We start from the raw sequence: 23,547 nt of genomic DNA, 5'->3' as shown, positions 1-23,547 counted from the left end.
AAAAAACCCAAAAAAACAATAAAAGGTTAAATAATTTTTTTGGAAAAACGTTTCTCATTTTAAAGTCCCATAACATTAGTAAAATCCTTTTTATAACTTTTACTTATTCTAAATAGTTTATTGTCCTTCATTTTTACGTCAATTTCTCCATAGTTTGAATTTATTAGCTCACTGATATAATTTAGGTTAATAATGGTTGATCGATGGATTCTGAGGAAATGATTTGAATTTAATTGTGTAATCAAATTATTTAACGAATCCCTTAATAGATATTTTTTATTTTCTGTGAAAATCTCTGCATAATACCCCGAAGCTATTATATATATTATGTCTTTGACTTCAATAAACAATATTTTGTTTCCTATTTTAACTGGAATTTTTTTTATAAAATCTTTCTTTTCCCCTTGGGCATTCATATAATCAAGAATATTTCTTATTTTGTTGTCAAAAAAGGGATAGTGTTTTTCTTTAATAACTTCAATAGCTTTATTGACTGATTTCATAAAACGGTCTTCCCTAAATGGTTTTTGTAAATAGTCTAAGGCAAAATAATCAAAAGCCTTTATTGCAAACTCATCATAAGCTGTTATAAAAACTACTACCGGTTTTATATTTGGAGATATCTTTTCTAAAACCTTAAAACCAGTCATATCTTTTAATTTAATATCTAAAAAAACCAAAGTAGGAGCAAATTCATTAATTACTTGGATGGCTTTTTTCCCTGTTGAACATTCTTCTATTAAAGTTATTTCTTCTACATTTTCTAAAAGCTTAATTACCCTTTGTCTTGCAAGAGGTTCATCATCTACAACAACAGTGTTTATCTTCATAAGAAATGAATCAATTTATATATAATATTTGTAAAAATAACATTTTGAATTAACTTGAAAATTATTACTTTAAAAATAATATCAAAAAATAAGACATTCAAAGCTATATAAAAGGCTTTTACATCATATTATGGATGATACACTTCTTTTAAAGAATTCACTTCATATGTTATTTGAACTATATGTATTTACTTTTATCCTTCGAGCTTTATACAACTAGCTTAAAATTAATTTTATAGGACAAAGTTTGCAAGATTCTTTTTTGTATTAGTTTATTATCAATTCATATAAATGCTCAAGAAAATTTTGAAATTGGATAAGTTATTTTAGAGCATAATGAAAGATGTAATGTAGCAACAGAAAAAGGAAAATTCGAAGCAGAAATCAAAGTGAACATGAGGTATACTGCTAATACTCGTTTAGATTTTTCATCTGTAGGAGATTGGGCTACTTTGATAATTTATGATTCATAATAGTTCAATAATCCACAAAATATTACCACAAAATTCATAACATGCATCAGAACCTTAAATGGATTTTGCTACCTAGCACTTATAACAGATATGTATTCTCGTAAAATTGTAGGATACGACCTGAGTGATAGCTTGGAACTTAAAGGTTGCGTGAGGGCTCTAAGTAAAGCCGTATATCAAGCTGAAAACACCTGTGCTGAGCGTAGTCGAAATATTAAAGGACTTATTCATCATTCAGATAGAGGAATTCAATACTGTAGTAATGTATACACTCAGATTCTTAAAAGAAAGAAAATAAACATTAGTATGACAGAAGAAAACCATTGTTATGAAAATGCGCTGGCTGAAAGAGTTAATGGAATTTTAAAAGATGAATTTTATTTAGATCAAACATTTATGAATACAGCACACGCAAAAAGAGCTGCAAAAAATGCAATAAAATTATACAGCTAAATAAGATTACACTTATTTTTAGACTTTAAAACACCGAATATGGTATATCAATTATCAGCTTAAAAATCAATTTTAACTTTAGCCATATTTCAGGACGTTATTTTACTTTAATTCAATTTTCATTCCATTATAGGGATTGGTACGATCGTTAATTATGTTGAAATTATCTTCTTTAACACTATTAAAAGTATCATTCACATCAAAAAATCACCATTCCACATCTCTACTTTGAGAGAAAGCATTTTACCTAGATATATTTACCCATATTAATTTAAAATGAAATTCATGAATCGAAGTTACAAAATTTTACTTTCTCTAATGTTTGTATTAGGTACTTGTATTAGTATTTATGGACAAGAGAAAACTGTGGAAGGTACTGTGGTATCTGAAGAGAGTGGACCTTTGCCAGGTGTAAATGTCATAATCAAAGGCTCAAAAACTGGCTCTTTGACAGATTTTGATGGTAAATACTCAATTAAAGCAAAAATTGGAGATATTCTCCAATATAGTTATGTTGGTTATTACACTAAAGAAATAGTAGTTGGTACATCAAATATTATTGATGTCACTTTAAAAGTAGAGAGCAATGTATTGGAAGAAGTTGTAATTACAGCATTTGGTCAAACTAGACAAAAAAGATCGACGGGCTATGCTGCAACGATTGTTTCTGCTGAGCAATTAACTCAGGTTACAACAAACAACCCTTTTGAGTCTTTATCTGGTAAAATAGCTGGTGTTGATATTACAGCACCTGCTCAACCGGGAGCATCAACAAAAGTTATTATTAGAGGTTTTAGTAGTATTAAAGGGTCCAATTCTCCATTATATATTGTTGATGGTTCACCAATTAATAATTCAGCCAATGGATCTAATTCTGTTAATCGATCTTTTGACGGTGGAACAGGAATAAATGATTTGGATCCAAATAATATTGCTTCTGTAAATGTGTTAAAAGGTGCTGCAGCTACGGCTCTTTATGGGTCAAGAGGTTCTACTGGTGTGATTGTTATTACAACAAAGAAAGGAAAATCAAATTCCAAAATAGCTGTTGATATTAATAGCTCATTAGAGTTTGCTGAAGTTTCAAGAATACCTCACATGCAAAATGAATTTGGGCAAGGATGGAATGGAATAAATTATGATGGATTGCCAACAGGAGGAACAGGAGCCAGTAACCAAAATGGATCTTGGGGGCCAGCATTTACAGGACAAATAAGGTTGTGGGGACATATTGTAAATAATTCACAACAGTTAAAGCCTTATTCTGCGCTGCCGAATAACGTAAAAGACTTTTATACTATTGGAGATACCTATACAAATTCTGTTAGGTTAAGTGGTGGTGGTGCAAATTCTGATTTTGCTTTAGGGTTTACCAACACAGATAGTGATGGAGTTGTACCTACAGATGCAGATGGTTATAAAAGAAAAGCATTAAGTTTTAATGGAGGTTTAGGTAATGATAAATTTAAAGTTCGTACTGCAATTAACTTTATTAAAAAAGACCAAAATGCCGTAAATACTGGACAGGGTGATGCTGCAGGACAAGGGAATACTTTTTCACAGGAATTAATTCAAGTTCCAAGAGATATAAGTATTCTTGATTTAAAGGATTATCAAAATAATGTATTTAATTCAAATGATTGGTTTTATACTCCATACGCATCAAATCCGTATTGGACTATAAATGAAAATTCAACAAATATTAAAAGTAATCGTGTATTTGGCAATGTGAATCTTTCTTATCAATTGTCATCAAAATTTTCAGCTTCATGGCAAATGAGTATGGATATGACCAATCAAAAAACTAAAAGTTATGGAGCTGTAGTTAAGTACTCTCAAGGCTCAGCCCAACAACTTTTAGGTACAACTCCAATTGTTGGTGGAGTAACCGAATCACAGGTAGAAAGACTTGAATATGACACATTTGGAGTTATTAATTATAATTTTGATGTTAATAATGATTTAAACATCGTTGCTAATGTTGGAGCAACGTTTAATCAAAGATCTTCAGATTTTCTTGGAGCTACTATTTCAATACTAGATATTCCAAATTATTACGAACTATCTAATAGCGCAGTTCCTCCAATAATAACTCAAAATAATACTTTGAGACGAACTTATGGGGTATTTGCATCTGCAACAGGATCTTATAAAAATCGCTATTTTTTAAGTTTAACGGGTAGAAATGACTGGTCTTCAACATTGCCTGTTGCAAATAACTCTTATTTTTATCCATCTGTTTCATTAAGTGGTATTGTTTTAGAAGATAATAATTCTTTCCTTAAATTAAGAGGAGGTTTTGCGCAAGTTGCTAATGATACTAATCCTTACAATACAGAGTCAACTTTAACACAAGCTAATGGAGCTGCATATTTTGGGAATATATCTTTCCCTATTGATGGTGTAAATTCATTTGAATTATCTGGACAATTAGGTAATAATACACTGTTACCAGAAATAACAACAGAATATGAGGTTGGTTTAGAGGGTAGGTTTTTCAATAGTAGAATATCTGTAGACGCAGCATATTATGACAAGCAAACAAACGATTTATTAATTGATCGTTTATTACCAAGATCTACTGGATATTCTCAAGTAACAGGTAATTTCGCAGATGTTTCTAATAAAGGAGTTGAATTACTTTTAAGCGGTTTTCCTGTAAGAACAAATGATTTAAGTTGGGAAGTAACTTATACATTTACAAAAAATAGGAATAAAATTACCGATTTAAGAGGTTTAGACAAGCTATTAATTAATAGTGCATATGCTACAAATTTTTATGCTGAAATAGGAAGACCTTTAGGTGTTTTTAGATTTGCAGGTGCAGAAACTAATTCTTCAGGACAAATTGTTGTTAATTCAGGGACTGGACTACCAGTATTAGGGACTGAAGAACAAGAACTAGGAACATCTGAAAGAGATTTTGTAATGGGTTTACAAAACTCATTTAAATATAAAAATATTACCCTCTCTATAGGTCTTGATTATAAAAAAGGTGGTAAAATGTATTCCTATACAAACAGATTGCTCAACTTTACGGGTAATGCTATTTCTACAACATATAATAATCGAAGACCATTTATTATTCCAAACTCAGTAAATGATAATGGAGATGGAACATATTCAGAAAATACAACCCCAGTAAATTTTGCTGGTGTTACTAATTATTTTGGGGCAGGGAGCAATCCAGCTTATGAAGCATATCATACAATTGACAAAACCTTTGTAAGGTTAAGAGACCTTTCTCTATCTTATGTATTCCCAGCATCATTTACAGATAAAATGAAATTGTCCAAGTTTTCAGTTACTTTATATGGAAAAAACTTGGCTCTATGGACTCCAGAAGAGAACCCTTATGTTGATCCTGAAATATCGACTTATGGTAGTGATTTAGCAAGTGAATTTGGAGAATTTGCAGGAAATCCAGCACAAAGATCTTATGGAATGAGCTTTAAAGTATCATTTTAAATAATATAAAAATGAAAAAAATGAAAAAAATAATTTTTACTCTATTAAGTTTATTAATATTGTTTATGTCATGTGATGACCAACTAGATATAAACAGAGACCCAGATTTACTTTCTCCTGAAGGTGTTGCATTTGCTACTGAGTTACCAGCATGTATTGCAGGTGTTGCTGGAGCTCAGGGTGCCGAACTAGCCATAATTGGTGGTATATGGTCACAATTTTACACGCAAAGCCCATCCGCAAACCAATATAGGACTGTTGATTCCTACCAAATTGGTTCTTCAACATTAATTGCACGGGGTCCTTGGCACAATATGTATGATGCACTGGGAGATATTAGAAATATCAAAAGAAATGCATTGACTCAAGAGAACTGGAAGTATTTTTTAATTGCTTCTGTTTTGGAATGTTATAGTTCTCAAATCTTAGCAGATACTTATGATCAAATACCATATACTGAGGCAAATGATTTAACAAATTTTCAGCCTGCTTTTAATACTGGTGAAGAAGTCTATGATTTAATGATAGCGGATTTAGACGCTGCTTTATCAAAAGATTTATCTGCATCCAAAGGAAGTTCACCTGCAGATGATGATTTTGTTTTTAATGGAGATATGACTAAGTGGGTTCAATTTGGAAATACTTTAAAGTTAAGAATTTTACTTAGACAAGTTAATGCTAGACCTAGCGTAGCCTCAGGCGCTGGAAGTTTATCTAATTTCTTATCGGAAGATGCTTCTATGCATAATTTTGCCGATTTACCTAGTAATAGCAATCCTCTTTATGAAAGTGATAGGAGACAATTAAATGTTGCTTCTAACCTTAGAGCTAGTACAACAATGTATTCTTATCTAAATGAGAATGGTGACGACAGACTAAATAAGTATTATGGTGTAGGAAACCCTTTAAACCAAGGAGATTATCAAAGTCTTGATGCGCCAACAAGCATTTCAATTGTTAATTTATCGGCAACTACACCTGTTTATTTTATTAGTACAGAGGAAAGTTTATTTTTACAAGCAGAAGCTAATTTAAGATACAATTCTGGTGCAAATACAAAAGTTTTATATGATGCTGCAGTACTAGCTAACTTTAGTAAATGGGGCTTAGATGGTTCTCAATACATTAGTTCTGGTGGAGTTTATGAATTTCCTTCTGCAGGCACATTTGAAGAGAAATTGGAAGCAATTATAACTCAAAAATGGATAGCTTCATTTCCAGGAAATGGATTTGAATCATTCTTTGAACATAATAGAACAGGTTATCCTGTTGAATCCTCTGTTCCACAAACAAGTGGTGCATATGTGCCAGGTCAATGGACTTATTCTGTTAATGGTGCTACTAATGGTGCTTTTCCTCAAAGGTTAGAGTGGCCAAGTACTGAAGTTGTTAGAAATGCAAATACACCTGATGTAATTAGTCTAACGACTCCAGTATGGTGGAAATAATTAATAAAAAATATAAGATAGAATTATGAAAAATATATATATATACATTCTTTTAGTTAGTGTACTATTTTTTATCGCTTGTGAAGATGATACAACAGATGATGTGAGTAGTATTACAAATTTTGCTGTTTTTGATTATTCACCTTTTACGGTGGTTCCTTTAGGTGGTAGTTTTACCCCTGGAGCAACGGCTAAAGAAGGTGAGACTGAAGTTGATGTGGTAATTGAAGGAACCGTTGATACCAATACAGTAGGTTTTTATACTATTTCGTATTCTGCAACAAACTCAGATGGATTTGTAGCTTCTGCTTTTGAAACTGTTTTAGTTCACGATCCAACTATTATTGGATCTGACGTTACTGGGTGCTTTCATGATGTAGGAAGACCATCAAGGACGGGTTGTATAACATTGGTTGATGGAACTACTAGCATATTTTTAGCTAGTGATTTTGGGTATGCAGGTACTTTTCCTGTGTATTTTCAGATGGATGGTGATGAAATATCATATATACCTCAACCCCTTGCAAATGGCAATGCATATGTGGATTTAACTTATGATCCAGTTACTGGAACATTTACATGTTATATTCCTGCACTTCCTTTTCTATATACTTTCCAATTTGACTAAATATGATAATTAAAAATACAAACAAAATGAAAAATATTAAAAGTAATGTAGTAAATTTATTTATGACTCTGCTGTTAATCACTACTTTCACTTCATGTGATGAGGTTGGCGATGGTGATTTAGATGCAGGTTCTACTTCAGTTGTTGAATTTGCAGGTGACTGGTGGGTTATAGCTCTTGAAAGTGATGGTATAACTCCAGCATATGGAGGGAATTATGTGCAATTTACAACTTATAATACTGCTGCCGATGATGGTACTATGTGGATTGATGATAATAATATTTTTTTTCAAATCAAAACAAGAGTTAGTACTAATACCTCTAATTTAACTTTTTCTGGAGATGTTAATTCTTCAGAACTTTATACTGAAGGTACTGTAACTGTTAGTAATGGCAAAGTAACAAAAGGTTCATATACTACTTCAAGTAATACTGTGGTTGATGAAATTTATTTTGAAGCTGAATTTGATTGGGATCCAGGTACTATTTATAAATTTAAAGGACATAAAAGAACAGGTTTTTTAGAGGATGAAAATCCAAATTATTGATTTTCAAAATTATTATAAAAGAGGTGGTCTATGTAGGCCGCCTCTTTTTTGTATTAATAATAAATGAGCAATTAAATTCTAATTTATAAATTAAGTTGTTTGTATCATTTATTAATGACTTTAAATCAAGTGCATTCATAGTTTAAAACATTTTTCTAATATTTGAAGTATAATATCATATAGCTTTGTTTTCAATACTATAATTGTTTGAATTAATTTATAAGATTGATACATTATATGAAATTGTTTGAATTATAAGCCAAGGATTCATTAACCTTGGCTTTTTAATATGCTAAATATTGAATTAAAACATGAAACTTAATAATTTAAGCAAATTGGAATTTAAAATTAAATTAGCTAAAAATATAGCATTATAGTAATGAGGGAAATTCAAAAATAACCTAAAGTGGAAAAAGGGACTATCCATAAAATGAAAAAAGCAGTGTTTATAAAGGTTAAGAATGTATACAAAAATTTACTGACACCGAATCAGTCTCTAGATATTAAACTTTAACATTTTTTAAGAATTTTAACATAATTTGCCTCTTTTTAATTTTTTGTGAAGTAAAAATTTCATTGATCTAGATTATTTAAGTTTTGGACTCATAACCCGAAAGTCACTAGTTTGAGTCCAGTTCCCGCTACTAGTCCAAAACATTCTGAGGATAAAAAAAGAACTCTGAAGATCAAAGTAGCACAAATATTGACTATGAATTCAAAAGTTTATTTACTTGGATTTTATAGGTTTGACCAATTGGAATTTTATGCGCGTTTATGAGAATACGATTCCCTTCTATGAATTTTATTTTATCTAACGCTACAATAAACGATTTATGAACCCTTATAAATCTTTCTTCTGGTAAAATTGATTCGTAATGAGAGATTTTTTCGTGACTTACAATCATTTCATCATTTAAAAATAACTTGGTATAGTTTCCATATGCTTCTATATATAAGAGGTCGTCCAAATCAATTTGGTGATGTTTCTTATCTCCCTTAATAAAGAACCGAACAGCCGAATCTTCATTACTAACTTCTTTGATAATCGTTTTAGTTTCTTGATATTCTGAGACCTTATTCACTGCTTTTACCAAACGATCAAAGCTAAAGGGTTTTAATAAATAATCGACGACATTTAATTCATAACCTTCTAAAGCATGTTCCTTATACGCTGTTGTAATAATAGTTTTAGGGGGATTCGTTAGTGTCCTTAAAAAATCTAAACCTTTTAATTTTGGCATGTTGATATCTAAAAACATAAAATCCACACTATTTTCATTTAAAAATTGCATTGCTTCCATGGCATTGTAACAGTTTCTCTTCAAGTGTAAGTGAGGTAGCAAATTGCAGAATTCCTCTATAATTTCGTGCGCTAGTGGTTCGTCATCTATAATGATATAATTAAGCATGTTTAGAAATCTTTAAGGTTGTTTTATAACGGTTGTTTGATGTACTAACAATTAATTCATGTTGGTTTTTATACAATAAAGTGAGTCTCCTCTTTAAATTTTCCAATCCAATTCCATTTGTTTCATTGACTTCATTAGGGTCAAAATTATTTTCAATTGTAAAATAGATGAAATCATTGTCATCAAATAGTTTGATATGAATAAAGGCTTTTTCGGTAAGTGTTTCAACACCATGTTTGAAAGCATTTTCCAAAAGAATAATATACATTAAAGGTACAATTGTTAAGTGGGTATCAACTGAGGAATAATCAAACGTAATTTCAACAGATTTTTTATATCGAATTTTATGTAATTCAATATAGTTGTTCAAATATGCTATTTCATCATCAAGTTGTACTGTTTCCTTTTCACCTTCATAAATTGTGTAGCGCATCATATTGGATAATTTCAAAATTACCTCTGGAGCCTGTTTGGAGTTTTTAACGGTTAAAGCATACAAGTTATTCAAAGTATTGAAGAAAAAATGTGGATTTATTTGTGCTCTTAACAATGATAATTCAGCATTTGATTTTTCAGCTTTCAAATTTTGTAACCATTTCCATTGTTCAAATACCCAAATGAGAAACAAGATTGGAATTGGCAAAAAGAATATATAGAAAGGATAATCTTTTTTAATTTCTAAATAGGCTTGTAAATCACCAGAAAACAATCTTAGATAAATAAAATATAGAAGTAATGGTCCATAAATAATCACAATTAATTTCCAATACTTTTTAATAAATGTAGGAGATAATACATAAGCGATTCCCACCCAAAATCCCATTATAAGTATAAATGTAATGGGGTTATCTGGCAATTTCATATAAGAATCGATAATCAATGCAGTAACAAGGACTAAGAATAGAACAAGTAATCTAATTACAGTTTGCTTATTCTTTTTAAAATAATAAAATGGCAAAGCGATTATGAAACCCCAAATGGTGGCGTAAATAAAAATTTCAAATGATTTTTCTTTAGGAAGAAGTATAAAGCCAAAATAATCCAATACATAAAATACTGGTATCATAATAATGAACCCAATTAAAAAGGCTTTAAATTTCTTTAATAGTTTAATCATACTTCAAAAATAGGCATGATATGCTGGTTATACAAGTAAATTGATAGGCACTATAATTTTTAGCACAAAACCAGCCATTTTCAGGACGAACACGATTGATGCTTCTTTTTACCACATATAAGTTAATAACAGCACCATATATCATTTTAATTATAAAGCCCCTTTCCTTCGCTGTATGTTTGTTTCAAATTAATATTAAGAACAAAATTATGAGCACTTTAAACAACATTCGAATCACAAACAGATTCACCACAAACATTAGGGCTACCTGGAATGCTAAAAGGCGTTACAAACAAAAAATAGCACTGTTAAACTCATCAATCTAAAAAACGAATATTTATGAATACCTTACAAATCAATAATCTTACAAAAACGTATTCTAATGGCGTAAAGGCGTTAAATGGAATAAATTTAGAAATAACAAACGGAATGTTTGGTTTGTTAGGTGCTAATGGTGCTGGAAAATCTTCTTTAATGAGAACCATTGCGTCTTTGCAAGAACCTACTTCTGGGAGTATTTTATTCAATGATTCAGATATCGTTCAAAAACCTGATGACATAAGAAAACACATAGGTTACTTGCCACAAGAATTTGGTGTCTACCCTAAAATTTCTGCAGAAAAATTACTGAATCATCTAGCTGTTTTAAAAGGCATATTAAATAAAAATGATCGTAAAGCACAGGTCATCGCATTATTACAGCAAGTTAATTTATATCAGCATCGAAAAAAATCTGTTTATACTTTTTCTGGCGGAATGCGTCAGCGTTTTGGTATTGCACAAGCATTATTGGGAAATCCACAAATAATTATTGTAGATGAACCCACTGCTGGTTTAGACCCAGAAGAAAGCAATCGTTTTTTGAATCTGCTAAGTGAGATAGGGCAGAACGTCATCGTCATCTTATCTACACACATTGTAGAAGATGTAAAAAACTTATGCCCGAAAATGGCCATTCTTTCAAATGGGAAAATTATTTCGGAAGGAAATCCTATAGAACTAGTAGCCAGTATTGAAGGCAAAATTTGGACTAAAATTATCCCCAAAAAAGACATCGAAGCCTATAAAATAGCATTTGATGTTATTTCGACAAAATTAGTTGCTGGCGACACCCAGATTAGAGTATTTTCTGATACGAGACCAGAAGAAGGTTTCGGATTAATCACACCAAATTTGGAAGATTTTTACTTCACTACAATTTTTAATAACCAATCCAAAAAGTTATAAGCCATGTTTAAGCAATTGTTTAATTTCGAAGTTTTTTATCAATTAAAGCAACGTGCATTTCCAATATTTGCCATTTTGTTTTTAGCATTAGGTGTGTTTGTTGGAAGACAAGGATTTGCTCCTACAGGAGTTGATTTCACTTCTGTTTATCAAGTCTATTTTCACACAAGTCTTTTTTCTTTAGGAAGTGTTTTTATCATTATGTTTTTCGCTATTAGTGCTATACTTAGAGATAAACAGCACAATATGGAGAGTTTAGTTTATAGCTCTTCAATAAAAAAAACACATTATTTTTGGAGTCGTTTTTTAGGAACATTTGTGTTTAGTGTATTAGCATTTACACCTTTTATTTTAGGCTATATATTTGGAAATTATTTTTCGGATTTAGATCCGGAGCGAATAGGTAGTTTTCAATTACTAACCTATTTGCAACCTTGGATATATATTGTTTTGCCTAATATATTTTTCTGTTCTGCCATTGTATTTTCGGTTAGTACATTAACAAAAAATAGTACTGCAACTTATGTAAGCGCAGTATTTGTTTATATGCTATATTTTGTAAGCTCCCTCTTTTTAAATTCCCCATTAATGGCGCAAGCTGTACCAGCATCTCCAGAAAGTATGGCTATTGCCGCTATTGCCGATCCATTTGGAATTGCCGCATTTTTTGAACAAACTCAATTTTGGACACCATTTCAAAAAAACATACAGCTACTATCGCTTTCAGGTTTGTTTTTATGGAATAGACTCGTTTGGATATTGATTTCTATCGCAATTTTATTTGGGACGTATAGAACATTCACTTTTAGAAAAATCACAAAAAAAGTGAAGAAAGAATCCAAAGTGAAAAATGGAAATACAAAATTAATAGCTTATAGACCTTTGCAAGCGACACAGAGTCTAAAGGCACAACTAGCGGCACTTTTATCTTTATTAAAAATAGAGCTTAAAAGTGTATTTAAAAGTTTGCCCTTTTTGGCAGTACTAATTATGTGGTTGTTTACTGTGTTTTCAGAATTATTTTCAACTGTAGTAAGTGGTGAAGAATATGGTGTAAATGTATATCCATTTACAAATCAATTAATAGATTTAATAGTAGACCCTCTAACCATATTTAGCTTAATCTTAATCATTTTTTATAGCTCAGAAATTGTTTGGAAAGAGCGTAGTTTAAACTTCAATTTAATTATTGATGCTACACAAACAAAGAATAGTGTATTCTTTTTATCTAAATTTTTTGCCATACTATTATTGCCAGTTATTTTAATAACTATTGGGATTTTAATGTGTATCGGCTTTCAGATTGCATTAGGTTATTCAAACTTTGAATTCGGTCTCTATGCATCTTTATATTATCACTATGGATTACCATTAGCCATATATGTTATGATTGCCTTATTCATTAATAGTCTTGCAGGCACTAAATATATTGGAATGGGAATCTTTGGAATGGTTGTAATCTTATGTTTAAAATCTAGTGTTTTAGGTTTGGAACACCCTTTAACTAGTATTGGATTTATGCCAAGAGTGTCTTACTCAAATATGAATGGTTTTTATGGTGGTTCCAGTTTATTTAATCATTTAGCCATGTATTGGTTGGTTTTAGGTTTGTTGCTAACTGCGCTATCTTTTAAAATTTGGAATAGAGGTGTGGTTACAAGTTTTTCAGTAAAACTAAAACAACTCTTTTATAGTTGGACAAAACTTCAAAAAGTAACAACAACAGGACTTATAGTATTCTTTATTAGTTTTGGAAGTTTGATATATTACAATATAAATATCGTTTCAGATTATGAAACTGTGAGCAATCAATTAGATTTTAGCGAAGGCTATGAAAGGAAATTCAAGAAATATGAAAGTATTGAAAGGTTAATTCCGACTTCAAAAAAGACAAAAGTTGATATCTATCCGAAAGAGAGAATGTTTACTATTTCCGCTGATTATATAGCGAAAAATAAAAGTGGACAACCTTTATCAGAACTTTTCATCACCGAAAGAATTCCGTTAGAGAATATCACTGTGGAAAATGCAAAGTTAGTTGCGCATGATACTTTCTATGGAACATATTTATTTCAGTATAACAAACCCTTACAGACTAACGATTCTGTAAGATATACCTATACATTGAAGAAAGAAATAAAAGGGTATGAAGAAGACCATTCCATCGTTAATAATGGTACTTATTTGAATCGATTTGCCAATTTTGAACCTATTTTAGGTTACACAGCATCCTTAGAGATTTCTAATAGATCTGAACGTAAAAAAAGAAATTTACCAGAACGCATTGAAAATGATAATTCGGATGCGCATATTGTACTTGAAGAATTTAATTATGAAAAAATAAGATTCGAAACTATTATCTCGACATCAAGTGATCAAACGGCCATTAGTTCCGGTCGTTTAGTAAAAGAATGGTCGAAAAATAATAGAAACTACTTTCATTATAAAGCTAATGAAAAGATAACACCCGAAGTCGGCTATTTTTCCGCAAAATACACCACTAAGAAAATAGATTATAAAGGGATTTCAATAGCGCAATATTACGATGCGGATCACGACTTTAATATTGAAAACATTGAAAACAGTGTAAAACAAACATTAGATTATTGTCAAGAAAATTTTGGCCCTTATAATTTTGACCATGTAAGAATTGCAGAAGTTCCCTCTTATTGGCCTTTTGCAGGCTTTGCACATCCAGGAGTCATTAGTATGGTAGAAGACCGATTGTATTTAGCCGATGTGCGTAGAGTAGAAACATTCAATCTTGTAGCCAAAAGAACCATTCATGAAGTTGCACATCAATATTGGGGACATACACTTTCTGCTAAACCAGTTGCAGGTGGATCGCTATTTGTCGAAGGTTTAGCAAAATATACAGAAGCTGTAATCATGGAAGAAATATATGGAAAAAGAGCCGTATATGAATTAAGTGATGATGCTAGAAGACGCTATTTTTCAGGAAGATCTTTTGCTGCAGAGATGGAACCTCCGGTATATAAAGTTGATGGTCAAGGCTATATTTCGTATGGTAAAGCATTAACCGTTTTGCTGGCTTTAAGAGATTTAATTGGTGAAAAAAAGGTCAATCAAATATTAAAAACAATCACAGATAGACATCGCGATACAAATAAGTTGGAAGCAAATTCTATAGAGTTATTGCAAGAAATTTACAATGCAACTCCGGCTGAGCAGCATACATTAATTGATGATTGGTTTAAAAGAGTAATTACATATGACTTAAGTGTTATTGACAGTTCTTATCGAAAATTAGAAAACGGTTCTTATGAAGTTACTTTTTCGATTAAAGCAAAGCGTTTTGAAACTTTGGATAGTGGAGAAATAAAGGAAATTTTAATTAATGAGCCTATAAAAATAGGGGTGTTTTCAAAACATCCATCGGAGGTTACTAAGGATGATAATTCAATTTTAAATTACGAATCACATCGGATTACTCAAGAACTTACAAATATTAAAATTGTAGTAAAAGAGAAGCCTGTTTATGTTTCTATTGATCCATATGGAACGAGGTCAGATGATAATTTGACTGATAATTTGAGGAGGTTGTAAATAATAGGATTTAATGTAATTCATTTTAACGTTTATATGTGTTTATACCCATTCCTGTATTTACTCTATTTTATTCATTAATGCGCCTTTTTGTTAACTCTCAAAAAAAGTTATACATTCTATAACATGACTCATCCTAAAAAAGATATTATAAATAAATTTTTTGTAATATTTTTCAAAACAAGCCACCAACTATAATAATAACAATAAAGAACAATCATTTTAATTTAGAAAAGCAAAAATAGAAAAATGACCACCTTAATGTGTTGAAAAAGAAGAATTAAATGAAAATATGAATCCAAAAGAAAATCTAAAAAAGCTTAAACTTAAACTTTGTGAGACATCAACCCCAGGTGGAAATTACGTCTCGGTAAATGTTAGAGAGAATATAGCTTACATCGCAATCCAATTTCCGATTTTAAACCAAGAATATCTTTATCAAGGACGTTTAGGAAATGAAATTACAACTGAACAAGGGTATACAGCTATGCAATTATGTGCTTTGAATGTTTTGGCTCAAGTAGAAAAGAAAGTCGGATTTGAAAATATTGTAGGACTGAATCATATTGACGCGTATTTTCAATCAGGAAATGGGTGGGACGATTCGCCAATTGTTGTAAACGGAGCATCCGATTTGTTCGTGAATATTTTAGAAGAAAAAGGTAAACATTCAAGAGCTATTTTCGGAGTTGAGAAATTACCTAGAAATTTTAGTGTTGGCTTAACGGCAACATTTACAATAATAGTAAGTAATAATAGCTATAAATAATAAAAATGATAATGAAAAATGAATTATTCCTTCGGGAAATTATGAATGAAATCTGGAATAACCATGTTTTGAAAAAGTTGAACAATATGTTCATTCAGTATATACAATTTATCTTGACACTACCGATCCTTGGGAAGGGAAAACTTTAACCCATTTGGAATTTAAAGAGATATTAAAATTCTCATTCAACTCATTTCCAGATATGAATTTTGAAATTATATCTGCAATTTCATAAGAAAATAACGTTGCAATAACTTGGATAATTATAGAAACAAATCTTGGATTGATAGGAGAATGTCAACCAACAAAGAAAGCTATTAAGACTAAATGAATGACAATTTAATTAGTGGACTATTCAAGTTTTCTACAGGATAACTGTAATGAAACAATTAAGATTTATGTAATATGTAAACAAAATTCTATCGAATGAAAAATAAAACACCTTTTATACTCTTACTATTTCTGACTTTAATTTTCAACGCTTGTCAAAGCACAAGAGTTAATTGACAAGTATAAAACAATTCCAGAGCTGAGGTTTCGGGAACTTTATTTTCAGTAGTATCGAACCAGAAGTTAAATAGTTATTTAATTGAAGTAGTGGATTTATGTGGCATCAAAAAAAACTAACTTTTCATGGTTCGACACACTTTTACTACAATGGTAACTCTAACTAATGGTGTCCCTATCGAAGCAGTTTCAAAATTACTCGGTCACACAAAAATTGCAACAACACAAATTTATGCATGTGTAAATGAACGAAAAGTAAGTGATGATATGAATGTTCTTAAGGACTTATTAGCAAATAAATTAAATAAATAAAGGGATTTAAAACCCCTAAAAAAATATAGATTCTGAATTAAAATTTGTAGTTTAGACCCAACTAAAAAAGCAACGTTTGTTGCGTTAAAACCTTGAATGCAGCCACCTATGAATCAAATAACAAAAACATTTAGTTTGATTTTATTTATTACTATTTTAAGTTGCAAGGATACTAATAGTAGTAACAAAGGGAATAATAAAATTAAAAATGAGAATATTTTGATAAAAAATGGAGTTTGGAAATCAACTGGAGGTAATTTATTTTGGATTAATATTGTTCAAAATAAGGTCTTTTGGTTAGGTATGAACAATAAGACCTCAGAGTATGAGTTAGGCGAAAATTGGTGTCACGTTGGGAACGGAACAATAATTGACAATCGGATAATCTTAGATTGGTCTGACATTTCTGTCGGAAAAGGTAATTTAAATGGGAAAATAGTTATTGAAATAATAAGTGCTATTGAAATGAAAGTCATTGAAGATTCTGGAAACTTTGGTATGTCAATCTGGAATTGGGAAAAAGATCAATTGAACTTTAGTCAAATAACTAAATGACATGTTGAATGTATTAAACTACAAACAACACCTCATAAAATTTATGCTTAAATTAAAACTAAATGACATCCCGACAAATATTCAACTAAGGATTTGCTACGTTCGAAAAATCTCTGATTTTCCAGGCGCGCAGATCTTATAAAATCTCATCATACTGTCTTATTGAAAAAAACTTTCAAAAACTCATAACTAGATAACGTAATTGGAGTTAAACAAACAGGAGTAACCATTAATCACTAACTCCTGTTTTTGTTTTTAGATATAGCTTATTTTTTTAACTACAATCTAATTTGAGCTATGGTGTAATAGTTAACCAAAAATTCCGACCAATCACAGAAACCTTTATAGTATGAATACAAAAATGACGATGACTTTTAGCGCATTAATCATGGGAGCAATAGGCATTGCTTTATCCTTTAGTTCTGATAGTATCTTAATGTATCTTGGCATTGAAGAGAATCGTATTGCGGTGTTCCTCATGCAAATCCTAGGGTCCCTATATTTTGGTTTTGCCATGCTTAATTGGATGAGTAAATCTAGCATTATAGGAGGCATTTATAACCGCCCAACAACAGTTGCTAATTTTGCCCATTTCTTAATTGCAGCACTAGCTTTACTCAAGGGAATAATTTCCAATCCAGAATTACCATTTGTTATTTGGGGTCTAGCAATAGTATATGTAATTTTTGGCTGCCTTTTCGGTATTATTTTGTTTGTTCACCCTCGTCAGGCTAGAAAAAATTAATCAAGACCATGCAAAACCTCCTTACAGAAATAAGAAATTGTACGGTATGCAAGGAGTTTTTACCTAACACACCTAAACCAATTGTTCAGGCAAGTACAACATCAAAAATTGTAATTATAGGTCAGGCTCCCGGACAAAAGGTGCATAACAGTGGTATCCCATGGGATGATGTCAGTGGTAATAATTTAAGAGAATGGTTGAGAGTGAGTAAAGAAACATTTTATAATGAAAAGATGTTTGCACTTATCCCAATGGGCTTTTGTTTTCCAGGTACAGGAAAAACTGGCGACCTACCACCTAGACCAGAATGTGCGCTTCTTTGGCATCATCAAATTCTAACATCAATGCCAGAGGTAAAGTTGACTATATTGATTGGACAATATGCCCAGAATTACTACTTAAAAAACAACGCTAAAAAAACACTCACGGAAACTGTAAAAAACTATAACGAATATCTACCAGACTTTCTACCATTGCCACATCCATCGCCACGTAACAATATTTGGCAAAAGAAAAACAGTTGGTTTAAAGAAAGCATCATACCAACATTACAAAACATCATACATCCTTATATAAATTTGAATAATGAAAATTGAGTTTAGACGACTTACTGAAGTAAGTAGAAATGAGATTATTGACCTGATGAACAGTCCGTTAGTGAGACGACAAATGCCTCTATTATCATATGATTTTGATGAAAGCATATGTGATCAATTTATTGAAGCCAAAGAAAGAATATGGAATGAATATGGTTATGGTCCTTGGGCATTTATAGTAAAAGGTCAATTTGCAGGTTGGGGTGGTTTGCAACCGGAAAATGGTGATGTTGATTTGGCAATTGTCCTTCACCCCGATTACTGGGGGTTAGGAAAAATCATCTACACACAGATAATCAACAAAGCGTTTAATGAGATGAGTTTAACTTCAATAACCGTTTTATTTCCGACATCAAGAACCCGAATTAAGGGGCTTTTAAAAATAGGATTTGAAAAGGAGACTGAAGTAATAATTGGAAATCAACAATTCATTCGGTACAGAATAGAAAATCCTTTGACTAAGTTGTTAAATAATAAATGATGCACAGCAGGTATCTCATATAATTTATGCTTAAATTTGAATTAGGACAAAAGACAAACATTCAACTAAAAATTTGCTACCACAGAAAAATCTCCGATTTTTAGGCGCACAATTCATATAAAATCACGTTGCCAGTAGTTTTAATAAAAGTAGCTCTGTTTAACTAAAAAGGAGAAATGAAAAAGGAATATAAGCTGTTTGAAATAAAGTTAACTGATAGGTTTTTTTATACTTACGAAAATCCTTTCGGAATTTCTATTCAGATTGTATTTGTTAATTTTAGTGTTTAAACCATGTCCCTAATCTTATACATAAACAAAAAATAGATTTTGAGAACATTTATCTTCGATAAAAAAAAGTACGGATTCCAATTCCTGATGGATTTACACAGGTTTGAAGATAATCCAAATATTTTTTTCGATTCAAAACCACACACAACAGATTTTTTTGAGATTATGATTTTTAAAAAAGCAAGTGGATCCATTGAATTGAATGGACGCCTTTTGGAAGTCTCCGAGAACAGTTTCTTCTTCATTTGCCCCTTTCAAAAGAAAAGTTGCAAAATATCTCTTACTGGGATCCAAGGATTTCACCTTGTTTTTCAAAATGATTTTTTGGCCGACTTTTTTGCTGATAAATTGTTCGCATACCGATTACAATATTTTTACAATACTCAACACCCCCAGTATTTTCAATTGCAAAATGCAGATTATACGATTGTACAATTTGCCTTAAATGAAATTATCGCTGAGATTGAAAATTTCCAAAATGAAAACTTCCAGAATGATAGCTTTCATATATTGCGTTCGCTTTTATACTTCTCTTTGTCGAAGTTGAATCGGCTGTATTCAAAGTACTATAATATTTCGTCGAACATACTGTCCGATATAGTCATTTACAAGTTTAAGGAATTATTGGAACAGCATATTAGAAGTGTGCATTCCGTTGAGGAATATTGTGACTTATTGCATATAAATCGACATAAATTGAGCGCTATGGTTAAAGAACATATAGGATGCACTTCAAAGGAAGTAATAAACAATAGATTGCTTCAAGAAATGAAAATGGAACTTCGTTATACCGGTAAAACAATAGCAGAAATTGCTTATATTTTGAATTTTAGCGAACCCAATAATTTGACACGTTTTTTTACAAAAATGGAAGGGGTCAGCCCTTCTGCATATAGAACGAAACACCAAAATGATAGTAATTAATACTGAATTGATATGTAACGAAAGGTATTTTAAATAAATATTTGCAAATAAAAAATCATGAAAGAACTTCTTTATCTATTAATCAGTTTATTGGGTTTTCAATTTGCTACGGCCCAAAATATATCAACAAAAATTGAGATGATACCATCTCAATGGGATGTCCCTGATAGTGCTTTGTTTGAGAAATTTGACAATAGAGAAACTCTTGTTTTGAAAGACGGGAGAGCAACCGTCAAGAATCAGAATTTCACAATTGGGACTATTGAAGTGGATGTATATGCAAACTCCAAAAGAAGCTTTGCAGGCATTAGTTTCAGAGAGCACAACGACAATCTGGAAGAGGTGTATATGAGGATGCATAAATCGAATCAGGTAGATGCTGTTCAGTACACCCCCATGTTTAATAATGAGTCAAATTGGCAACTGTATAGAGAATACCAGGCAAAGGTTTCCTTTAAAGATTATGGATGGAACACCTTACGCATTGATGTGTATCGTCACAATGCTGAGGTCTTTGTAAATAACGTAAAAGTTATGATTGTGGATAGGCTGAGAACAAATCAAGGTGAAGGTGAGATTGGGCTCTGGGCTTTGTTTGGAAATCGGTTTTCAAACTTTAGGGTCACACATAAAGATGTTTCTGAAAAGTCTAGCACGGTTAGAATTCCAGTCAACGACACGAACATCATAACGAATTGGGATATTACTAAAGCCTTTTTATATGAGGAGGAAAAACTCAACTTTGAGGATTTTTCTCAAGATATTTATACAAACGTATCAACTGAAGAATCAGGACTATTACCCATATCAAAATATGTTAGAAAGACATCTGCTGGTAGCTTCGAACAGAATAATGAAAATTATATTGTTGCCAGTACAACAATTTATTCAGAAAAAAGGAAAGTCCAACTATTTTCCTTTGACTATAGCGATAAAATTATTGTATATCTTAACGGGAAGCCCTACTTTAGTGGCAACAATGCGTTTAGACAAAAAGGAGTGCAATACATGGGGCATATGGAAATCAATACCAATAAATTATATCTACCACTTGAAAAAGGGACAAATGAGATTCACTGCGTAGTTATAGACAAAGCAAATGGCTGGGGGTTAATGGCTAAATTGGAGTAATGGCATTTGCAAAAAAGGCTATAAGCAATTGGAACAAAATTGATGAAACGAAATTATGAACATAGATTAAAAGTCGGTGCCAACCGAAAAGTTAAGATGAAAAGTCTCCAACTGCTTTTAGACAGAGCAGTTGGGTAACATTTTGAAAACTCAACTCACAAATAATGAAAAAAAGAATTTCACTATTTTTTTTAATTGTAGGCTTCGTCCAATTATCAAACGCTCAACAAACTAACAATTTGATTTTTGATAAGACAGATACCTACTTAAAAGAGATTATTGATAGCTTGCAAATTGTTGGTCTGAACTACGCAATACTCATTAACAATGAAATTGTTCACATGAAATCATTCGGTTTGGCAAATGCTCAGCTGAAAGTTCCAATGACAATTGACAATTCCTTTCCAGTTGCCTCAATTTCTAAATTATTCAGTTCAATTGCACTGCACAAGTTGTTAAGTACAAACAATAGAGATGTTAATGAAACAGTAGCGGATTTTCTGCCTGATAGAATAGACTTACCAGAATCTTGGCGAAAACTTACTGTTAAACAATTATTATCACATACTTCAGGCATTCCAGATCAAATTGATTACCAAATTTTTTTGGCACCAGAAAGTGAAAAAACTGTTATTGATGCACTAAAGGACAAACCATTTAGTTCTAAACCTGGGACTGAATCGAAATACAATGCCACAGGATTTATGTTGATTCGTGCTATAATTGAAAAATTGGCAAATCAAGGTTTTGAATTTCATATGAAAACTGAATATTTTGATAAGTTCTATTTAAGTTCGGCTAAATATGGAGGGTTTAAAAAAGTCATTCCAAATAGAGTTACTTGTTATCAAAATAATAATGGAAATTTGGAAATATTTCCTCTAAATTATTCGCCACCTATGTATGCTGGTGCTGGTCTAAATATCTCTATAGGTGATTTAGCCAAATGGTTTCAAGCGTTACAAGATGGGCAGATTTTGGACAAAAACAAACTTAAAGAAGTTTGGACACCTGTTAAATTGGCGGATGGTACAGATGCTTATTTTGGATTAGGCTGGGAATCATATACCCTTCAAGGTGGTTATAGGATGGTAGGTCATGGCGGTGCTGGAATTTCATCATTTAGACATTACTGGAATGAAAACTTGAATCAGAATATTACGATAATCTTGTTGACTAATGGTGCATATGATTGGAAAGTAAGACCTAATCAAATTAATTCAATAATTGCAAGTAAAATAATTGAAAATTGATAAATTACGTTGTGGAACAATAGTTATAAGTTATTTCTAGTTCTCGTCTACTTCTGGAAATTCTCTCTGATTTTCAGCCTAGTGTATGCTTGCCAAAGTTTCGTATAAAACTTCGCCCAATTAGTCATAACCGACATTTAATCATTTCAAGAAAATCATCCATCCATTAACGAAAATTATCCATTTTAAGCTATTGCAATCTTCATCAACTTTGTAATGTCAATATTGACAATCAATTTAAATAAAATAAAAAATGGAAAATGTATCTGCAATGGAATTTAACGTTCCAACTAGAAATGAAGTATCACAAACCAATCAAGAGATTTTTGATAATTTAAACAAAGCATTAGGTTTTGTACCCAATCTTTATGCAACTATAGGGTATTCAGATAATGGTTTAAAACGATTTTTAGACTATCAAAATGCTAAAACCTCCTTAAACAACAAGGAGAAGGAAGCTGTAAACCTTATTGTAAGTCAAGTAAATGAGTGCTTGTATTGTCAAAGTGCCCATTTAGTATTGGGTAAAATGAATGGATTTAATGATGAACAATTATTAGATATCAGAAAGGGAAAGAGTGAAAACATTAAATTGAATTCATTGGTAAAATTGGCCGCGGATATCACTCAAAATAGAGGTAAAGCTAGCAATGAAAATGTAGAGGACTTTTTTGCTCAAGGATATACTAAAGAAAATCTTGTAGATGTAATACTTCAGGTGAGCGATAAAACAGCTATGAATTATTTGCACAACCTGACTAAAGTGCCTGTAGATTTCCCTTTAGCTGAAACTATTTAAATCAAATAAAGGGAATA

The 23,547-nt window shown here is 31.3% G+C and carries 20 protein-coding genes; 17 read left to right on the top strand and 3 right to left on the bottom strand.

Features of this window, described 5'->3' with window-relative positions; all coding sequences use genetic code 11:
* Positions 1-59: 59 nt before the first annotated feature.
* Positions 60-830 carry a LytR/AlgR family response regulator transcription factor gene (locus BM335_RS11955; RefSeq protein ID WP_245780667.1) on the bottom strand — a complete coding sequence of 257 codons (771 nt, stop codon included), beginning with the start codon at positions 828-830 and terminating at the stop codon, positions 60-62.
* Between the two features lie 494 nt (positions 831-1,324).
* Here BM335_RS11955 and BM335_RS11950 point away from each other — a divergent pair, with 494 nt between their 5' ends.
* The 5 genes from BM335_RS11950 (at position 1,325) to BM335_RS11930 (ending at position 7,848) form a co-directional block, all read left to right on the top strand.
* Positions 1,325-1,756: a DDE-type integrase/transposase/recombinase gene (locus BM335_RS11950; RefSeq protein ID WP_090227966.1), complete on the top strand. Its 432-nt coding sequence runs from the start codon at positions 1,325-1,327 to the stop codon at positions 1,754-1,756.
* A gap of 285 nt (positions 1,757-2,041) precedes the next feature.
* Positions 2,042-5,224 (top strand): SusC/RagA family TonB-linked outer membrane protein, encoded by a 3,183-nt coding sequence (locus tag BM335_RS11945; protein WP_177219206.1) that lies wholly within the window; start codon positions 2,042-2,044, stop codon positions 5,222-5,224.
* Between the two features lie 20 nt (positions 5,225-5,244).
* Positions 5,245-6,672, top strand: coding sequence for a SusD/RagB family nutrient-binding outer membrane lipoprotein (locus BM335_RS11940; protein ID WP_177219205.1), 1,428 nt, complete (start codon positions 5,245-5,247; stop codon positions 6,670-6,672).
* 25 nt (positions 6,673-6,697) lie between these two features.
* Positions 6,698-7,300 carry an immunoglobulin-like domain-containing protein gene (locus BM335_RS11935; protein ID WP_090227946.1) on the top strand — a complete coding sequence of 201 codons (603 nt, stop codon included), beginning with the start codon at positions 6,698-6,700 and terminating at the stop codon, positions 7,298-7,300.
* 26 nt (positions 7,301-7,326) lie between these two features.
* Positions 7,327-7,848 carry a lipid-binding protein gene (locus BM335_RS11930; protein ID WP_177219204.1) on the top strand — a complete coding sequence of 174 codons (522 nt, stop codon included), beginning with the start codon at positions 7,327-7,329 and terminating at the stop codon, positions 7,846-7,848.
* 707 nt (positions 7,849-8,555) lie between these two features.
* On the opposite strand, the gene BM335_RS11925 is transcribed toward BM335_RS11930, so the two are convergent.
* Both BM335_RS11925 and BM335_RS11920 read right to left on the bottom strand, forming a co-directional pair.
* On the bottom strand, positions 8,556-9,257 hold the full coding sequence (locus BM335_RS11925; protein WP_090227940.1) for a LytR/AlgR family response regulator transcription factor: 702 nt from the start codon (positions 9,255-9,257) through the stop codon (positions 8,556-8,558).
* Positions 9,250-10,374, bottom strand: coding sequence for a sensor histidine kinase (locus BM335_RS11920; RefSeq protein WP_090227936.1), 1,125 nt, complete (start codon positions 10,372-10,374; stop codon positions 9,250-9,252). Before BM335_RS11920 ends, BM335_RS11925 begins: the two co-directional genes overlap by 8 nt.
* A 339-nt stretch (positions 10,375-10,713) precedes the next feature.
* Between BM335_RS11920 and BM335_RS11915 the strand changes: the two genes are divergently transcribed.
* From BM335_RS11915 to BM335_RS11860, 12 genes are all read left to right on the top strand, one after another.
* Positions 10,714-11,601 carry an ABC transporter ATP-binding protein gene (locus BM335_RS11915; RefSeq protein WP_090227930.1) on the top strand — a complete coding sequence of 296 codons (888 nt, stop codon included), beginning with the start codon at positions 10,714-10,716 and terminating at the stop codon, positions 11,599-11,601.
* 3 nt (positions 11,602-11,604) lie between these two features.
* Positions 11,605-15,168, top strand: coding sequence for an ABC transporter permease/M1 family aminopeptidase (locus tag BM335_RS11910; protein WP_090227928.1), 3,564 nt, complete (start codon positions 11,605-11,607; stop codon positions 15,166-15,168).
* A 292-nt stretch (positions 15,169-15,460) separates the two neighbouring features.
* The gene (locus BM335_RS11905) at positions 15,461-15,937 is read left to right on the top strand and encodes a RidA family protein (protein WP_090227922.1); all 477 of its coding nucleotides are present in this window, start codon (positions 15,461-15,463) and stop codon (positions 15,935-15,937) included.
* A 633-nt stretch (positions 15,938-16,570) separates the two neighbouring features.
* Positions 16,571-16,756: a tyrosine-type recombinase/integrase gene (locus tag BM335_RS11900; RefSeq protein WP_317041037.1), complete on the top strand. Its 186-nt coding sequence runs from the start codon at positions 16,571-16,573 to the stop codon at positions 16,754-16,756.
* 108 nt (positions 16,757-16,864) lie between these two features.
* On the top strand, positions 16,865-17,311 hold the full coding sequence (locus tag BM335_RS11895; RefSeq protein ID WP_143102421.1) for a hypothetical protein: 447 nt from the start codon (positions 16,865-16,867) through the stop codon (positions 17,309-17,311).
* A gap of 349 nt (positions 17,312-17,660) precedes the next feature.
* Entirely contained in the window at positions 17,661-18,056 is a 396-nt protein-coding gene (locus BM335_RS11890) for a hypothetical protein (RefSeq protein WP_090227913.1), read from the top strand.
* Positions 18,057-18,064: 8 nt separating this feature from the next.
* Positions 18,065-18,652, top strand: coding sequence for a uracil-DNA glycosylase family protein (locus BM335_RS11885; protein ID WP_090227909.1), 588 nt, complete (start codon positions 18,065-18,067; stop codon positions 18,650-18,652).
* On the top strand, positions 18,642-19,133 hold the full coding sequence (locus BM335_RS11880; protein ID WP_090227906.1) for a GNAT family N-acetyltransferase: 492 nt from the start codon (positions 18,642-18,644) through the stop codon (positions 19,131-19,133). The genes BM335_RS11885 and BM335_RS11880 overlap by 11 nt, the downstream gene beginning before the upstream one ends.
* A 329-nt stretch (positions 19,134-19,462) precedes the next feature.
* Entirely contained in the window at positions 19,463-20,347 is an 885-nt protein-coding gene (locus BM335_RS11875; RefSeq protein WP_245780665.1) for a helix-turn-helix domain-containing protein, read from the top strand.
* Positions 20,348-20,404: 57 nt separating this feature from the next.
* Positions 20,405-21,478 carry a 3-keto-alpha-glucoside-1,2-lyase-like domain-containing protein gene (locus BM335_RS11870; RefSeq protein ID WP_090227900.1) on the top strand — a complete coding sequence of 358 codons (1,074 nt, stop codon included), beginning with the start codon at positions 20,405-20,407 and terminating at the stop codon, positions 21,476-21,478.
* A gap of 164 nt (positions 21,479-21,642) precedes the next feature.
* Entirely contained in the window at positions 21,643-22,731 is a 1,089-nt protein-coding gene (locus BM335_RS11865) for a serine hydrolase domain-containing protein (protein ID WP_090227896.1), read from the top strand.
* Between the two features lie 253 nt (positions 22,732-22,984).
* The gene (locus BM335_RS11860; RefSeq protein ID WP_090227893.1) at positions 22,985-23,530 is read left to right on the top strand and encodes a carboxymuconolactone decarboxylase family protein; all 546 of its coding nucleotides are present in this window, start codon (positions 22,985-22,987) and stop codon (positions 23,528-23,530) included.
* Positions 23,531-23,547 lie beyond the last annotated feature (17 nt).

Source organism: Lutibacter maritimus (assembly GCF_900116115.1).
Taxonomy (GTDB): domain Bacteria; phylum Bacteroidota; class Bacteroidia; order Flavobacteriales; family Flavobacteriaceae; genus Lutibacter; species Lutibacter maritimus.
Note: the sequence above shows the minus strand (reverse complement) of the source record. Positions and strands in the feature narration are given on the sequence as shown.

What these genes read in the sequence shown, in the direction of transcription:
- BM335_RS11955 (WP_245780667.1), bottom strand. Translation starts at nt 830, where the DNA reads ATGAAGATAAACACTGTTGTTGTAGATGATGAACCTCTTGCAAGACAA.
- BM335_RS11945 (WP_177219206.1), top strand. Translation starts at nt 2,042, where the DNA reads ATGAATCGAAGTTACAAAATTTTACTTTCTCTAATGTTTGTATTAGGT.
- BM335_RS11940 (WP_177219205.1), top strand. Translation starts at nt 5,245, where the DNA reads ATGAAAAAAATAATTTTTACTCTATTAAGTTTATTAATATTGTTTATG.
- BM335_RS11935 (WP_090227946.1), top strand. Translation starts at nt 6,698, where the DNA reads ATGAAAAATATATATATATACATTCTTTTAGTTAGTGTACTATTTTTT.
- BM335_RS11930 (WP_177219204.1), top strand. Translation starts at nt 7,327, where the DNA reads ATGAAAAATATTAAAAGTAATGTAGTAAATTTATTTATGACTCTGCTG.
- BM335_RS11925 (WP_090227940.1), bottom strand. Translation starts at nt 9,257, where the DNA reads ATGCTTAATTATATCATTATAGATGACGAACCACTAGCGCACGAAATT.
- BM335_RS11920 (WP_090227936.1), bottom strand. Translation starts at nt 10,374, where the DNA reads ATGATTAAACTATTAAAGAAATTTAAAGCCTTTTTAATTGGGTTCATT.
- BM335_RS11915 (WP_090227930.1), top strand. Translation starts at nt 10,714, where the DNA reads ATGAATACCTTACAAATCAATAATCTTACAAAAACGTATTCTAATGGC.
- BM335_RS11910 (WP_090227928.1), top strand. Translation starts at nt 11,605, where the DNA reads ATGTTTAAGCAATTGTTTAATTTCGAAGTTTTTTATCAATTAAAGCAA.
- BM335_RS11905 (WP_090227922.1), top strand. Translation starts at nt 15,461, where the DNA reads ATGAATCCAAAAGAAAATCTAAAAAAGCTTAAACTTAAACTTTGTGAG.
- BM335_RS11900 (WP_317041037.1), top strand. Translation starts at nt 16,571, where the DNA reads ATGGTTCGACACACTTTTACTACAATGGTAACTCTAACTAATGGTGTC.
- BM335_RS11895 (WP_143102421.1), top strand. Translation starts at nt 16,865, where the DNA reads ATGAATCAAATAACAAAAACATTTAGTTTGATTTTATTTATTACTATT.
- BM335_RS11890 (WP_090227913.1), top strand. Translation starts at nt 17,661, where the DNA reads ATGAATACAAAAATGACGATGACTTTTAGCGCATTAATCATGGGAGCA.
- BM335_RS11885 (WP_090227909.1), top strand. Translation starts at nt 18,065, where the DNA reads ATGCAAAACCTCCTTACAGAAATAAGAAATTGTACGGTATGCAAGGAG.
- BM335_RS11880 (WP_090227906.1), top strand. Translation starts at nt 18,642, where the DNA reads ATGAAAATTGAGTTTAGACGACTTACTGAAGTAAGTAGAAATGAGATT.
- BM335_RS11870 (WP_090227900.1), top strand. Translation starts at nt 20,405, where the DNA reads ATGAAAGAACTTCTTTATCTATTAATCAGTTTATTGGGTTTTCAATTT.
- BM335_RS11865 (WP_090227896.1), top strand. Translation starts at nt 21,643, where the DNA reads ATGAAAAAAAGAATTTCACTATTTTTTTTAATTGTAGGCTTCGTCCAA.
- BM335_RS11860 (WP_090227893.1), top strand. Translation starts at nt 22,985, where the DNA reads ATGGAAAATGTATCTGCAATGGAATTTAACGTTCCAACTAGAAATGAA.